Origin of the sequence: Kribbella voronezhensis, assembly GCF_004365175.1 — a bacterium.
GTDB classification, from domain to species: Bacteria; Actinomycetota; Actinomycetes; order Propionibacteriales; family Kribbellaceae; genus Kribbella; species Kribbella voronezhensis.
Genome location: NZ_SOCE01000001.1, coordinates 2,029,993 through 2,042,783, shown reverse-complemented (window position 1 = coordinate 2,042,783; position 12,791 = coordinate 2,029,993). Strand labels below are relative to the sequence as shown.

Genomic DNA, 12,791 nt, shown 5'->3' with positions numbered 1-12,791 from the left:
GCGCCTCCCACCGGTGTTCTGCCCACCTGCGTGGCAGGGTGGAGGGTATGGATCGCGACGTGGTGGGTGCTGTGGGGAAGCTGACCGGGCGGTGGGTTCGGGAGTTGCCGGCTGGTAACAGCGTGGTGTCCGGGCTGGGGGTGTGGCCGTTGGTTGCGTTGTTGGCGACGGCGGCGGATGAGCCGGGGCGGGGTGAGTTGGCCGCGGCTGCGGGCGTCGATGCTGACAGTGCAGCCGGGAGAGCCGTCGAGTTGGTCGAGACCATTGAGCGATCGGCCGATCTGCACGCCGCGATGGCGATCTGGGTTCACGAGCAGCTGAAGCTGAGCGAGTCGTTCGACGACGTCGTACCGGCTGCGTTAGCCGGCACGCTCACCGGTGACTCCCTTGCTGACAAGGCGAAGCTCGATGCGTGGGCTGCCGAGCACACCGATGGGATGATCCGCAAGATGCCGATCGAGGTGACGCCCGACCTCGCCGTCGTACTCGCCTCGGCGTTGTCCCTCAAGACCACCTGGACCAAGCCGTTCAAGGAGCAGCTCAAGCGCCTGTACGACGGTCCATGGGCGGGCAGTTCGTGGCATTGGCTCGAGCGCACCGATGGCGACCTCGATTCCGTACGCCGGTACGCCGACTCGCCGGCCGGCCCGTTGACCGTGATCACGGTGGAGGGCGACGCCGACGTCGACATCCTGCTCGGAATCGGCGACGCCCAACGAACCGACGTACTGGCAGGTCTTCTCGCGGCGTCCGCCAAGCCCGCCGAGGGGCAACTGGGCAGCGCTCTGGTGGAGCAAGGGGAACCCGGGCAGGAGGTCGCGCCTGGCGTCAAGATCGGCCTGACCACGACCTCCGTGCCGGACGTGAAGTTGTCCCTGCCGTCGTTCAACGTCGAGGTCGAGCACGACCTGCTGGCGCTGCGCGAGATCTTCGGCCTGACCACCGTGACCGGCCCGCCGGCCGGCAACGGCCACTTCAGCGGCATCAGCCCTGACCAGTTGGTGGTCGGCTCGGCGAAGCAGACCGTCCTCGCCCGGTTCTTCGCCACCGGCTTCGAGGCCGCCGCCGTCACCGCGATGGGCCTGATGCGAACGTCGATGCCCACCAATCAGGCCCGCCGCCTCGACGTCGAACTCGCCCGCCCCTTCGCCTTCACCGCCGTACTACGGGGGAGCCGCCTCCCCATCGTGACCGGCTGGATCGAGCAACCCACCGAGCCTGCCTAGGTCGGCAGCGCGAACAACCGGTTGAGCAGAGCCGAGGCTTCGTCGACACCCGTGCGATCGCCGGTGAGGAGCAGGTCGAACAGCAGTCCCCGAGACGCCGCGAGACCCAGCCGGGCGTACGCCGGGGCCTGGTCCGGGGCGATGCCGGCGCGGATGCAGAGGTCGGTCAACGGAGGCAGCCAGACGTTGATCAGGTCCGCCTTGAGTGCCTCGGTGTGCGGCTGATCCTGCATAGCGTGCGCGGACAATTCGAAGAACAGCGGCCCGTAGATCAACGCGGCCTCCGTGACGCGGCGCCAGAACTCCTCGGCCTGCTCGGCGACGGTCCCTTGATCGAGTGACGCCAGCAGGTCCCGCTGCTGTTGTTCGACCGTACGGACCACCTCCGCGAGCAGGCCCTCCCGCGAACCGAAGTGGTAGATCAGCATCCGGTGACTGGTGCCGATCGCGGTCGCGATCGCCCGCAGGCTCGCATCGCCGATGCCGTTGCGGGCGAAGTGTTCGACCGCGTCGGTGAGCAGGCTCTCGCGGCTCACTCCCGCTCGCTGACCTTCTTGAGGTTCTCGGTCTCGATCGCGATGTACCGCTTGGTCAGGCCGGCGTACAGCTTGCCGAACAGCCAGCCGAGCGGCCCTTCCTGGATGATCGTCGCCGTCGCCACGGTGCCTTCCGGCGTACTGACCACCCGATGGCCGCCGGTGGTCTTGATCCCCGGCGCGCGGGAGACCCATTCGAAGTACTCGCCCTCGGCCAGCTCGGTCACCTCCCAGATCGCGACCGGCAGCTTCGGCTGGCGGATCCGGGTCCGGGCGCCGACGTGGATGCGGCCCTCGTCGAGCCGCTCGACCTGCTCGACCGTCGGGGTCCACTCGGGCCACCGGGCGACGTCGCTGAACACCTCCCAGACGCGTTCCGCGGGGGCTTGGACGGTGATGGAGTGATCGAAGCGCATGTACCAAATGGTACACACAGATCGGATGCTGTCCAAGGTCCAGCGGAGCGTGAACGGTAGTCGGACGGAGCGTAAGAGTCCGGTCAGAACGAGCGTTGGTCGGTGCTGGCGGTCCGGCGGCCCAGGTAGGGTCTGCGGCATGGCTGACCAGAACCTCACAGAGAACGAGCAGGACCCGGGTGCGAGCACGCAGATGTTCCGCGCCTTCGTGAACGAGGGAACGACCGAGGCGACCGAGGAGCCCAAGCTCAACGGCCGCACGCTGGCGATCGTCGGCGGCGTGGTCGTCCTGATCGCTGTCATCGCCGCGATCCTCGTTCTCTGATTCCCTGCGGTGACCACCGTCGACGTTCACGTCGTACGGGTCTTCGTCGACCCTTCCGGCGACTTCGGCAACCCGCTCGGCATCGTCGACGGCACCCAGGTTCGCGCTGAGGCCCGCCTCGGGGTGGCCGCGACGCTGGGCTACAGCGAGACCGTGTTCGTCGACGATCCAGCGACCGGCCGGCTGCAGATCTTCAGCGCCACCGCGGAGATGCCGTTCGCCGGTCATCCCACCGTCGGCGTTGCCTGGTGGCTGCACTCCCAGGGCTACGACACGCCCGTACTACGGGTGCCCGTCGGCGAGGTACCCGTCTCTCGTGCCGGCGACATCACCTCGGTCCAGGCCGACCCTTCGTGGGGCAGCACCTTCACCTGGTACGAACTGCCCACCCCGGATGCGGTGCTTGCGGCTGACCCAGGTGACTACTCGGACGGCCACACCTACCTGTGGTCCTGGATCTCCGAAGATGACGGCACCGTCCGCTCGCGGATGTTCGCCCCCGCCATGGGCGTCCCGGAAGACGAGGCCACCGGCTCCGCCGCCACCCAACTGACCGCCCGCCTCGGCCGTCCTCTCCACATCACCCAGGGCGCCGGCTCCGAACTCCTCACGACAGTTCTCACGCCCACGGCCGTCACCGTAGGCGGCCGGGTGGTCGCCGCACCCTCGCGCTCCATCTCTGTCTGATCAAGGACGTTGACTGCTGAGGTCTGCGGATAGAGCATGGGGGCTCGGCTACGTGGGAGGTTGCTGTGGCGGAGGTTGTGCGGGCGGCGCTGGTGCAGACGAAGTGGACCGGCGATCAGGAGTCCATGACGAAGGCGCACGAGGACTACGCGCGCCAGGCCGCGGCGGCCGGCGCGAAGGTGATCTGCTTCCAGGAGTTGTTCTACGGACCGTACTTCTGCCAACTCCAAGACCCTAAGTTCTACGAGTACGCCGAGTCCGTGCCCGGGCCGACGACCGAGCGGTTCCAGGCGCTGGCCGGCGAGCTCGGCCTGGTGATGGTGCTCCCGGTGTACGAGCAGGAGCAGCCCGGCGTGCTCTACAACACCGCCGCGGTGATCGATGCCGACGGCAAGTACCTCGGCAAGTACCGGAAGAACCACATCCCGCAGGTGAACGGCTTCTGGGAGAAGTTCTACTTCCGGCCGGGCAACCTCGGCTATCCCGTCTTCGACACCGCGGTCGGCCGGATCGGCGTCTACATCTGCTACGACCGGCACTTCCCCGAAGGCTGGCGCGCCCTCGGACTCGCCGGCGCCAAGATCGTCTTCAACCCGTCCGCCACCAGCCGCGGCCTGAGCTCGTACCTGTGGAAGCTCGAGCAGCCCGCCTCGGCCGTCGCCAACGAGTACTTCATCGGCGCGATCAACCGGGTCGGCATCGAGGACGAGTTCGGCGACAACGACTTCTACGGTACGTCGTACTTCGTCGACCCCGAAGGCAAGTTCGTCGGTGACGTCGGGCACGACCACGATCCCGAGCTGATCGTCCGCGACCTCGATCTCGGCCTGCTCGACACCGTCCGGGACCGCTGGCAGTTCTACCGCGACCGCCGCCCCGACGCCTACGGCGACCTCACCAAGCCGTAGCCGGTACGCCGGTACGCCGTACTGACAACCGAATCGATGCTAGGAGCGCCAAGGATGTCGTTGCTGGTCAAAGGTGGAACCGTCGTCGGGCCGACCGGGACGCAGCCGGCCGACGTCCTGGTCGAGGGCGAGAAGATCGTCGCCGTCCTCGATCCGGCGTTCAGCCAGACGGTGCAGGCGGACGAGGTGATCGATGCCGCCGGCAAGTATGTGATCCCGGGCGGCATCGACGCGCACACCCACATGGAGCTGCCCTTCGGCGGTACGGCGGCCAGCGACACGTTCGAGACCGGCACGCGGGCGGCCGCGTGGGGCGGCACGACCACGATCATCGACTTCGCCGTCCAGCGGACCGGCGAGGTGGTGCAGGACGGACTGGCCGCCTGGCACGCGAAGGCGGACGGCAACTGTCACATCGACTACGCGTTCCATATGATCCTCGGCGGCGTGGACGACGACGCGCTGAAGGCGATGGACCAGTTGGTCGCCGACGAGGGCATCACCAGTTTCAAGCTGTTCATGGCCTATCCCGGGGTGTTCTACTCCGACGACGGCCAGATCCTGCGCGCGATGCAGACCGCGCGGGAGAACGGCGCGATGATCATGATGCACGCGGAGAACGGGATCGCGATCGACGTTCTCGTGCAGCAGGCGCTCGCGCGGGGCGAGACGGATCCGATCTACCACGGGATCACCCGGCCGGCCGCGCTGGAGGCCGAGGCGACCAACCGCGCGATCTCGCTCGCCGAGGTGGCGCGCGACTGCCCGCTGTACATCGTTCACCTGTCGGCGAGTCAGGCGCTGGAGCATGTCGCTGCCGCTCGGGACAACGGGCGCAACGTGTTCGCGGAGACCTGCCCGCAGTACCTGTATCTGACCTTGGAGGACCAGCTCGGCGCGCCTGGTTTCGAGGGCGCGAAGTGGGTCTGCTCGACGCCGTTGCGGAGCAAGCACGAGCCGCATGCGAAGGATCTGTGGAAAGGGTTGCGGAGCAACGACCTGGCGATCGTGTCGACCGACCACTGCCCGTTCTGCATGAAGGACCAGAAGGAGCTCGGCCGCGGCGACTTCTCCAAGATCCCGAACGGGATCGGCGGCGTCGAGCACCGGGTCGACCTGCTCTACCAAGGTGTCGTGGACGGACAACTCTCGCTCGAGCGCTGGGTCGAGACGATCGCGACGACGCCGGCGCGGATGTTCGGGCTCTATCCGCAGAAGGGCGTGATCCAGCCGGGTTCGGACGCCGACCTGGTGGTCTACGACCCGAACGGCACGACCCGGATCAGTGCGGAGACGCATCACATGAACATGGACCATTCGGCGTACGAAGGGTTCGAGATCGCCGGCCGGGTGGACAAGGTGATCTCGCGCGGCAGCGTGATCGTGGCCGATGGCAACTACCATGGCCGCAAGGGGCACGGACGGTACCTGCGCCGCGGGCTGTCGTCGTACCTGGTCTGACGAGGGGACAAGCCGGTGGACTTCGGAGTGGTGTTCCAGTGCGATCCGCCCGCGTCGGCGGTGGTGGAGCTCGCGGTCAAGGCGGAGGAGGCCGGTTTCAGCCACGTCTGGACGTTCGACTCGCATCTGCTCTGGCAGGAGCCGTTCGTCATCTACAGCCAGATCCTGGCCGCCACCGAGCGGGTCGTGGTCGGACCGATGGTGACCAATCCCGGCACCCGCGACTGGACCGTGATCGCGTCCCAGTTCGCGACGCTGAACGAGATGTTCGGCAACCGCACGGTCTGCGGGATCGGCCGCGGCGACTCGGCGTTGCGGACCCTCGGCGCGCAGCCGGGGACCGTCGAGGAGATGAAGCAGTGCGTCGAGGTCGTCCGTTCGCTGGCGCGCGGCGAGACGGTGACGTACCGCGGGCAGCAGTTGAAGTTCGCCTGGGTGGAGAACGGCCGGCTCGAGGTCTGGGTGGCGGCGTACGGACCGAAGGCGCTGGCGGCGACCGGTGAGGTCGGCGACGGCTACATCCTGCAGTTGGCCGACCCCGACATCGCGGCGTGGATGATCGCCGCCGTACGACGCTCTGCCGAGCAGGCCGGCCGCGATCCCGAAGCCATCACCTTCTGCGTGGCGGCACCGGCGTACGTGGGTGACGATCTCGCCCACCAACGCGACCAGACCCGCTGGTTCGGCGGCATGGTCGGGAACCATGTCGCCGACATCGTCGAGCGGTACGGCGCCTCCGGTCACGTGCCGACGGCGCTGACCGACTACATCGCGGGCCGTAAGGGCTACGACTACGCCGAACACGGGCGCGCCGGCAACACCCACACCGACTTCGTCCCCGACGACGTCGTCGACCGCTTCTGCATCCTCGGCCCGGTCGAGAACCACCTGGCCCGCCTGGAAGAACTCAAGTCGATCGGCGTCGACCAGTTCGCCCTCTACCTCCAGCACGATGCCAAGGACGACACCCTCACCGCGTACGGCAAGGGTGTCATCCCGGTGCTTCAGGGGTAGACGAACAAACTGTTCGGGTCGTAGGTGGCGCGGACTTCGGCCAGTCGGGCGGAGGTCTCGGCCGGCCAGCTGGTCTCGTAGGAGCCTTGGAGTTCGAGGCCGCCGGCGAAGTTGATGTTGTTGTCGGTCGAGACCCAGGGCGCGAGCTGGGCGATGATGCCGTCGACGAGCGGCGGCAGGACCGTGGTGAACAGGTTCGGGTCCGGTACGCCGACGAAGGACAGGCTGTACGCCGCCGTCCGGCCGCCGACCGCGCTTCCCTCCGGGACATCGCGTGCCGTCGCTCCGCCGAGATGCCGCAGCTCGGTCACGATGATCGGCACCTGCTGCTCAGGCCCGACCGCACCGAGCAGAGTCTTGGTGAAGTCGCCGTCGAGCTCGTCCAACAGCAGCGCGCGCACCCAACCCGGGCCCGGGTCGCGCGGGTCGTTGTGGATCTGGGCGATGTTCGCCGCGGGCATCTCGGCGACCCCGTCGATCAGCCGCGGTGCCAGGTCGCGGAGTGGCTGGAGCAGCCGCTCACCCTCGGCGGAGTCGCCGACGAAGGCATAGCGCAGGTTGAGCAGCGTCTTGCCGCGCAACGGCTCGGGGATGAATTCGAGCGGTGGCAGTCGCAGGATCGCCACCGAGCTCGAAGCCGACTCGGGTGCCGTCTTGGTCCAGTCGACCCACGCGTTCAGGACGGGGGCGATGTACTCGGCGTCGTAGAACAGCGAACCGCCGTACAGGGTGGTGAGCGGGACGAGTTCGAAGTCCATCGAGGTGACGACACCGAAGCCGCCCTTGCCGCCGCGCAAGGCCCAGAACAGGTCCGGGTTCTCGGTCGCGTTCGCCGAGATCACCTCGCCGGAAGCTGTGACGAGCCGGAAGCCGCGCGCCCAGTCGGAGGAGAAGCCGTAGGTCCGGGCAAGCGGGCCGAGGCCGCCGCCGAGGGTGTAGCCGATGGTTCCGACGGTGTCGGAGGCGCCGGTGATCGGGGCCAGACCGTGCTCGGCCGCGGCCGCGATGACCGGGGCCCAGGCGCAGCCGGCGCCGATGTGCGCGATCCGGGTCTCGGGGTCGATCGTGAGGTCGTTGAGACGGGAGGTGGTGACGAGGATGCCGTCGGTGACCGCTGTCGAAGCGGTGGTGCCGTGGCCGGTGGCAAGGACGCGCACCGGTACTGCGTGTTTCGCGGCGACCCGGACGGCCGCGGCGACGTCGCTCTCCGAGCCGGCGCCGACGGCGACCTCGGGGGTGTGGACGGCGATCGTGTTGTGCGCGGCAACCTCTTCTGTGAAGCCTTCGTCACCGCGCGTCAGGACCGGACCGGTAATGGTGGAACGGAGTTCGTCGATCATGCCTCAGTCTGTCCAGGCATGGGGTCATTCGCTGATGCCGGAGCGCTCCACCCCTTCGACGATCCAGCGTTGCAGGAAGACGAACATCACGACGAGCGGCAGGATCGCGATGCTGGCCGCGATGAACAACTGGGGGAGGTTGATCGTCTGCGCGGTGAGGAAGGTGGACAGAGCGATCTGCACGGTCCAGGAGTTCTGGTCCGGCGCGATCACCAGCGGCCAGAGGAAGGCGTTCCACGAGCCGATGAAGGTGATCGTGCCGATCGCGGCGATGAAGCCGGCCGAGTTCGGCACCACGATCCGCCAGAACGTTCCCCAGTACGCCGTCCCGTCGAGCTGGGCGGCCTCTTCCAGCTCTCGGGGGAAGTTGAGGAAGTACTGACGGAACAGGAACGTCGCGAAAGCCTGGAACAACCCCGGCACGATCAGGCCGCGCAAGGTGCTCACCCAGCCGAGTGAGGACACCAGCACGAAGCTCGGGACGAACGTCACGGCCGCCGGGATCAGCAAGGTGGCGACGATGAAGTAGAACACCGCATTCGCATACCTGAAAGGGATCCGGGCCAGCCCGTAGCCCGCGAGCCCGGAGATGACGAGTACGCCGACGGTCTGCACCACGGCGATCACCAGCGAGTTGACCAGGCTCCGCGCCATCGGCACGGCCGGGTCGCTGAACAGATCGCTGATGTTGCTCCAGTGCAACGTCGACGGGAACAGCTTCCACGTCGGCGAGGTGATGTCCGCCTCGGTCGACAACCCGTTGCGCAGCAGCAGGTAGAACGGCAGCAAAAAAAAGACCGCGCCGACGCCGAGCACGACGTACCGGATCACCGAGCCGGCCTTGTCGGATCCCGAGCGCTGGATGTTCGCCATCTCAGTCCTCCCTCCGGCCGAGTCCGAGAACGCGGTTCTGGCCGAGCGCGATGAGGGCGATCAGCAGGGTCAGGACCACGGCGCCCGCACTGCCGTGCCCGAAGTCCTGGCCTTGCCCGAGCGCCGCGTAGTACAGGTAGACCAGCGGTGGTCGCGCGTACGGCGGGTACTGGCCGGAGCTCGACAGCAGGTTGTAGAACTCGTCGAAGGCCTGGAACGCGTTGATCAACAACAGCAGCAGTACTGCGGTGGAGGTGGCTCGCAGCTGGGGGAGCGTGATGAAGCGGAGCACCTTCCAGCCGCCGGCGCCGTCGATCGCGGCGGCTTCGTACAGCGACGGCGAGATCCGTTGCAGGCCGGCCAGGAACAAGATCATGTAGAACCCGGCCTGCAACCACATCCGCGCCGTCACGATCACCAGCCAGTACCACGGCGGCTGGGTGACCGAGAGCCACGCGATCGGCTCGATCCCGAACCAGCCGAGCACGGTGTTCATCAGGCCGAAGCGGACGCCGGAGAAGATCGACAACTTCCACACCAACGACGCCACGACGTACGAGCAGGCGGTCGGCAGGAAGTAGACCGAGCGGAAGAAGGTCCGGGCGAACCGGGCCCGGTTCACCAGCAGCGCCAGCCCGAGCGACACCACGAAGGTGGTCGGCACGATGAACAGCGCGAACAGGATGAAGGTGAGCAGGCTGGACCGGAACGACGCGTCCCTGATCATGTCCAAGTAGTTGCCCAGGCCAACGAACTTGCTCGGCGTGACGGTGTTGTGCGCGTCGAAGAAGCTCAGCACCACCGACCAGACGATCGGGATGTAGACGAACACCAGCAGGCCGAGCACGAACGGCCCGACGAAGACGGCGAACCACAGGTTGCGGTCATAGCGGCCCCGCAACCTGGTGGTGATCGATCCCCGGGCCGGCGCGGAGACCGACATCAGCCCGCGATGCGCTTGAGCTCGGCCTCGACGACCGCCTTCACGGCCTTGATCTCGGTGGCCGGGTCGGAGCCACTCTTGATGATCCGGTTGAGCGCGTCGGAATACGCCGTACCGGACTTCGGGGTCCACAGCAGCGGGGTCTGGGCGTGCCCGTTCTCGTTGACGAACTTCGCCGCGTCGGCGGCCGGACCGGACTTCAGCTTGTCGGCCTTGTCGATCAGGCTCTTGCGGGCCGGGATGTGGAAGCCGTACGACTGGGCCCAGTCGAGTTGCTTGTCGGTCTGGTCCACCCACAGCCACTTGACGAACTTCTTCGCCGCGTCGACGTTCTTCGACTTGGCACTGACCGAGGACGCGTAGGCCCCGACCGGCACGCTGGGAGCACCGGTGGTCGCATTCAGCTTGGGCCAGGGCAGTACGCCGAAGTCGTCGCCGAGCGCCTTCTGGATCTGCGGGAACGTCCACAGGCCGGTGAACTGCATCGCGGTCAGGCCCTGGGTGAACGCCGACGGGTCCGACCAGTCGGTGGGTGCGCCGAGCAGCAAGGACTTCGACGTGAACAGCTCGCGCAGCTTGCGCAGCGACTCGACCGCGGCCGGGTCGTCGAACCCGAAGGTGTTGTCGTCCTTCAGGTAGTCGAGCCCTGCCGACCACAGCGCCGGACCGCCGAGGATGCCGACGCCGCCGTCGTTGCCGACGAACAGTCCCTTCATCTTGTCGGTGGTGAGCTTCTTGGCCGCTGCCAGCAACTCGTCGACCGTCTGCGGCGGCTGGACGCCCGCCGCCGACAGCACGCTCTTGCGGTAGACGAGCAGTTGCATGTCGGTGACCTGCGGGATCCCGTACAGCTTGCCCTGGTAGGTCAGCCGGGAGATCAGCGAGGGAGTGAAGTCGCTCTTCGCGTCGCCGAGCAGGTCGGACAGATCGACGACCTGGCCGCCCTTGATCATGTCGATGCTCGGGCCGTTGCCGTACTCGAAAACGTCCGGGCCGCCGTCGGTCAGCAGGGCCGAGGCGGTCTTCTTGTCGTAGTCGCCCGGCGACCACTGCACGGTCACGGTCGCGTCGGGGTACTCCTTGGCGTACTTCTGAACGGCCTGCTGGGTCCCGGGCTCGCCGTACTGGTGGTACCACTGTGAGAGCGTGGGTTTGCCGCCGCTCGAACTGCCCGACGACGCTCGGCCCGTGTTCGACCCGCAGCCGGTCACCGCCAGCGCGGCCAGCCCACCACCCACGGCCAGGAACCGCCGCCGCCCGAACCCGTTGCCCTCAGCACCCGACATCTCGCCGACCTCCACTCCTCCGGCGCGGCCCGACCACCGCGCGCCCTCCCCGACCCTACGACCGAAGAGGGCTCTCCGGTCCCCATTTCCATCCCCTGGAAACGGCCCGGGAACGGAGGGGGCCAGGACCTGCTGACGCCCGGCACCAGGAGAGCAATTCCTGGTACCGGGCGTCGATGGGGTTATCTCAGGCCGTGCACTGGTTGGACGGGGCGGTGCTGCCGCCGTCGTTCAGATTGCCGTTGTACATCCAGCCTTCGATGGTGGTGTTGGCGACCCGGACATGGGTCCACTTGTTGCCTTCTCTGTTCAGGACCCAGCAGTGGTAGAAGAGATCCTTCGAAGTACCGACCTGGCCGTTCGGAACCACGTCGCAGGACTGGTACGGACCGGTGCGGATCGGCGAGGAGTTGGTGACCCTGCCGGCGCCGGAGCTCAGGTTCTGCCACGCGGGGTGGCTGCCGCAGTCGGCGCTGGCCGACGTGGCGTTCAGGGCGACGAAGCCACCGGCCAGCAGCGGCAGACTGACTGCTGCGGTGACGAGGCGGCGCATGCTACTCGGAGTACTCATTCGGTTCTCTCCCGTAGTCGAGGGGCGGTCGCCGAGACAGTAGCCGGGAGAAGCGGTCGAAGAACAGGGCTCTGCAGAAGATTTCTCACCAAATCTTTTGCTCAAACGATTGCTTTTCACAATGGTCCCGAGCCGGGATTCCAGCGCCTCTCAGGCGTCCGAAAGCCGGGCGATGGTGGCGCCGGCGCGGCGGACGATCGGGACCGGGCCGGCGGGCAGCACATCGCCGATGAAGGTGTAGTGGCGCAGGATCTCGGGGTCGACGCCGCCGGGGCGGTGCCGGCTGTGGTCGCGGACCCAGTCGATGATGTCGCCCCAGCCCGGTGCCGCCAGGGAACCGCCGAAGTGCTGGACCGACAGGCCCGCGCACAGGTTCCCGAAGGCGAGCCGGTGCGCGAGTGGCCAGCCGCGAAGGGTGCCGAGCACCAGCGACGCCAGGAAGACGTCGCCCGCGCCCGTCGGGTCGTACGACCGGACCGGCAACGCCGGAACCTGCTCCTCCTCGCCGGTCGTCGAATCGATCGCCAGTACGCCGTCGGCGCCGTTCGTCACGACGGCGAGCGGGACCCTGTCCGCGAGCTTGTGCAGCGCCGCCTTCGGGGTGTCGGTCCGGGTGTAGGCCATCGCCTCGCCCGCGTTCGGCGTGAAGGCGTGGAAGCCTTCCAGTACGTCGAGGACAGCGGGCGACCAGGCGTCGGTCGGATCCCAGCCGACGTCACCGAACAGCAGTGCGCCGGACTGGCGCGCTTCGGCCGTCCAACTGGGCAGTTCCTCGGCGACCGGCACGATCGCCGACTTCGTCCGCAGGCCCGGCCCGACCAGCTTGCTCGGATCGCCCGGCGCTTCATGGGCATGGGTGACCATCGCGCGGTCCCGGTCGATCGACATCGAGACGGTGACCGGGGAGTGCCAGTGCCCGATCCGCCGGGAGTGCGACAGGTCGACACCCTCCTGGTCGGCCAGCGTCCGCCAGCAGAAGTCGGCGTACACGTCGTCGCCGAAGACGGCGGCCAGCCCGCTGCGCAGGCCGAGCCGGCTGGCGGCGATGGCGAAGTTGGCGACGCCGCCGGGACACGAGCCCATTCCCTCGGCGAAGATCTCGGTTCCGGTGGTCGGGGCGGACTCCAGACCGGTCAGCACGATGTCGAGAAACACCGTGCCCTGCACGAACACGTCGTAGCAGTCCGGCTCGTCCATCATCGTCG

14 protein-coding genes are annotated in these 12,791 nt (G+C 67.7%); 6 read left to right on the top strand and 8 right to left on the bottom strand.

What is annotated here, in order from left to right:
- Positions 1-47: 47 nt before the first annotated feature.
- Complete coding sequence (locus tag EV138_RS09160) at positions 48-1,226, top strand: serpin family protein (RefSeq protein WP_133977959.1); 1,179 nt, start codon at positions 48-50, stop codon at positions 1,224-1,226.
- Here EV138_RS09160 and EV138_RS09155 read toward each other — a convergent pair.
- Positions 1,223-1,762, bottom strand: a complete 540-nt coding sequence (locus EV138_RS09155; protein ID WP_133977958.1) for a TetR/AcrR family transcriptional regulator — start codon at positions 1,760-1,762, stop codon at positions 1,223-1,225. The genes EV138_RS09160 and EV138_RS09155 overlap by 4 nt on opposite strands.
- Entirely contained in the window at positions 1,759-2,178 is a 420-nt protein-coding gene (locus EV138_RS09150; protein ID WP_133977957.1) for an SRPBCC family protein, read from the bottom strand. Before EV138_RS09150 ends, EV138_RS09155 begins: the two co-directional genes overlap by 4 nt.
- A gap of 139 nt (positions 2,179-2,317) precedes the next feature.
- Here EV138_RS09150 and EV138_RS09145 point away from each other — a divergent pair, with 139 nt between their 5' ends.
- The 5 genes from EV138_RS09145 (at position 2,318) to EV138_RS09125 (ending at position 6,573) form a co-directional block, all read left to right on the top strand.
- Positions 2,318-2,503 carry a hypothetical protein gene (locus EV138_RS09145; protein WP_112246956.1) on the top strand — a complete coding sequence of 62 codons (186 nt, stop codon included), beginning with the start codon at positions 2,318-2,320 and terminating at the stop codon, positions 2,501-2,503.
- A 9-nt stretch (positions 2,504-2,512) separates the two neighbouring features.
- Entirely contained in the window at positions 2,513-3,190 is a 678-nt protein-coding gene (locus EV138_RS09140) for a PhzF family phenazine biosynthesis protein (RefSeq protein ID WP_133977956.1), read from the top strand.
- Between the two features lie 65 nt (positions 3,191-3,255).
- Positions 3,256-4,098, top strand: a complete 843-nt coding sequence (locus EV138_RS09135; protein ID WP_133977955.1) for a nitrilase-related carbon-nitrogen hydrolase — start codon at positions 3,256-3,258, stop codon at positions 4,096-4,098.
- 54 nt (positions 4,099-4,152) lie between these two features.
- Positions 4,153-5,559, top strand: coding sequence for a dihydropyrimidinase (hydA, locus tag EV138_RS09130; protein WP_133977954.1), 1,407 nt, complete (start codon positions 4,153-4,155; stop codon positions 5,557-5,559).
- 15 nt (positions 5,560-5,574) lie between these two features.
- A complete protein-coding gene (locus EV138_RS09125) occupies positions 5,575-6,573 on the top strand; it encodes a TIGR03842 family LLM class F420-dependent oxidoreductase (protein WP_133977953.1) in 999 nt (332 codons plus the stop codon).
- Here EV138_RS09125 and EV138_RS09120 read toward each other — a convergent pair.
- From EV138_RS09120 to EV138_RS09095, 6 genes are all read right to left on the bottom strand, one after another.
- Positions 6,564-7,913 (bottom strand): FAD-binding oxidoreductase, encoded by a 1,350-nt coding sequence (locus EV138_RS09120; protein ID WP_133977952.1) that lies wholly within the window; start codon positions 7,911-7,913, stop codon positions 6,564-6,566. The two genes, EV138_RS09125 and EV138_RS09120, sit on opposite strands and share 10 nt — an antisense overlap.
- 24 nt (positions 7,914-7,937) lie before the next feature.
- Positions 7,938-8,786 carry a carbohydrate ABC transporter permease gene (locus tag EV138_RS09115; protein ID WP_133977951.1) on the bottom strand — a complete coding sequence of 283 codons (849 nt, stop codon included), beginning with the start codon at positions 8,784-8,786 and terminating at the stop codon, positions 7,938-7,940.
- Position 8,787: 1 nt separating this feature from the next.
- Positions 8,788-9,729 carry a carbohydrate ABC transporter permease gene (locus EV138_RS09110; RefSeq protein ID WP_202866679.1) on the bottom strand — a complete coding sequence of 314 codons (942 nt, stop codon included), beginning with the start codon at positions 9,727-9,729 and terminating at the stop codon, positions 8,788-8,790.
- Positions 9,729-11,015 carry an ABC transporter substrate-binding protein gene (locus EV138_RS09105; protein ID WP_133977950.1) on the bottom strand — a complete coding sequence of 429 codons (1,287 nt, stop codon included), beginning with the start codon at positions 11,013-11,015 and terminating at the stop codon, positions 9,729-9,731. Before EV138_RS09105 ends, EV138_RS09110 begins: the two co-directional genes overlap by 1 nt.
- Positions 11,016-11,202: 187 nt before the next feature.
- The gene (locus EV138_RS09100) at positions 11,203-11,586 is read right to left on the bottom strand and encodes an SH3 domain-containing protein (RefSeq protein ID WP_133977949.1); all 384 of its coding nucleotides are present in this window, start codon (positions 11,584-11,586) and stop codon (positions 11,203-11,205) included.
- 150 nt (positions 11,587-11,736) lie between these two features.
- Positions 11,737-12,786 carry a carbohydrate kinase family protein gene (locus tag EV138_RS09095; RefSeq protein WP_238158031.1) on the bottom strand — a complete coding sequence of 350 codons (1,050 nt, stop codon included), beginning with the start codon at positions 12,784-12,786 and terminating at the stop codon, positions 11,737-11,739.
- Positions 12,787-12,791 lie beyond the last annotated feature (5 nt).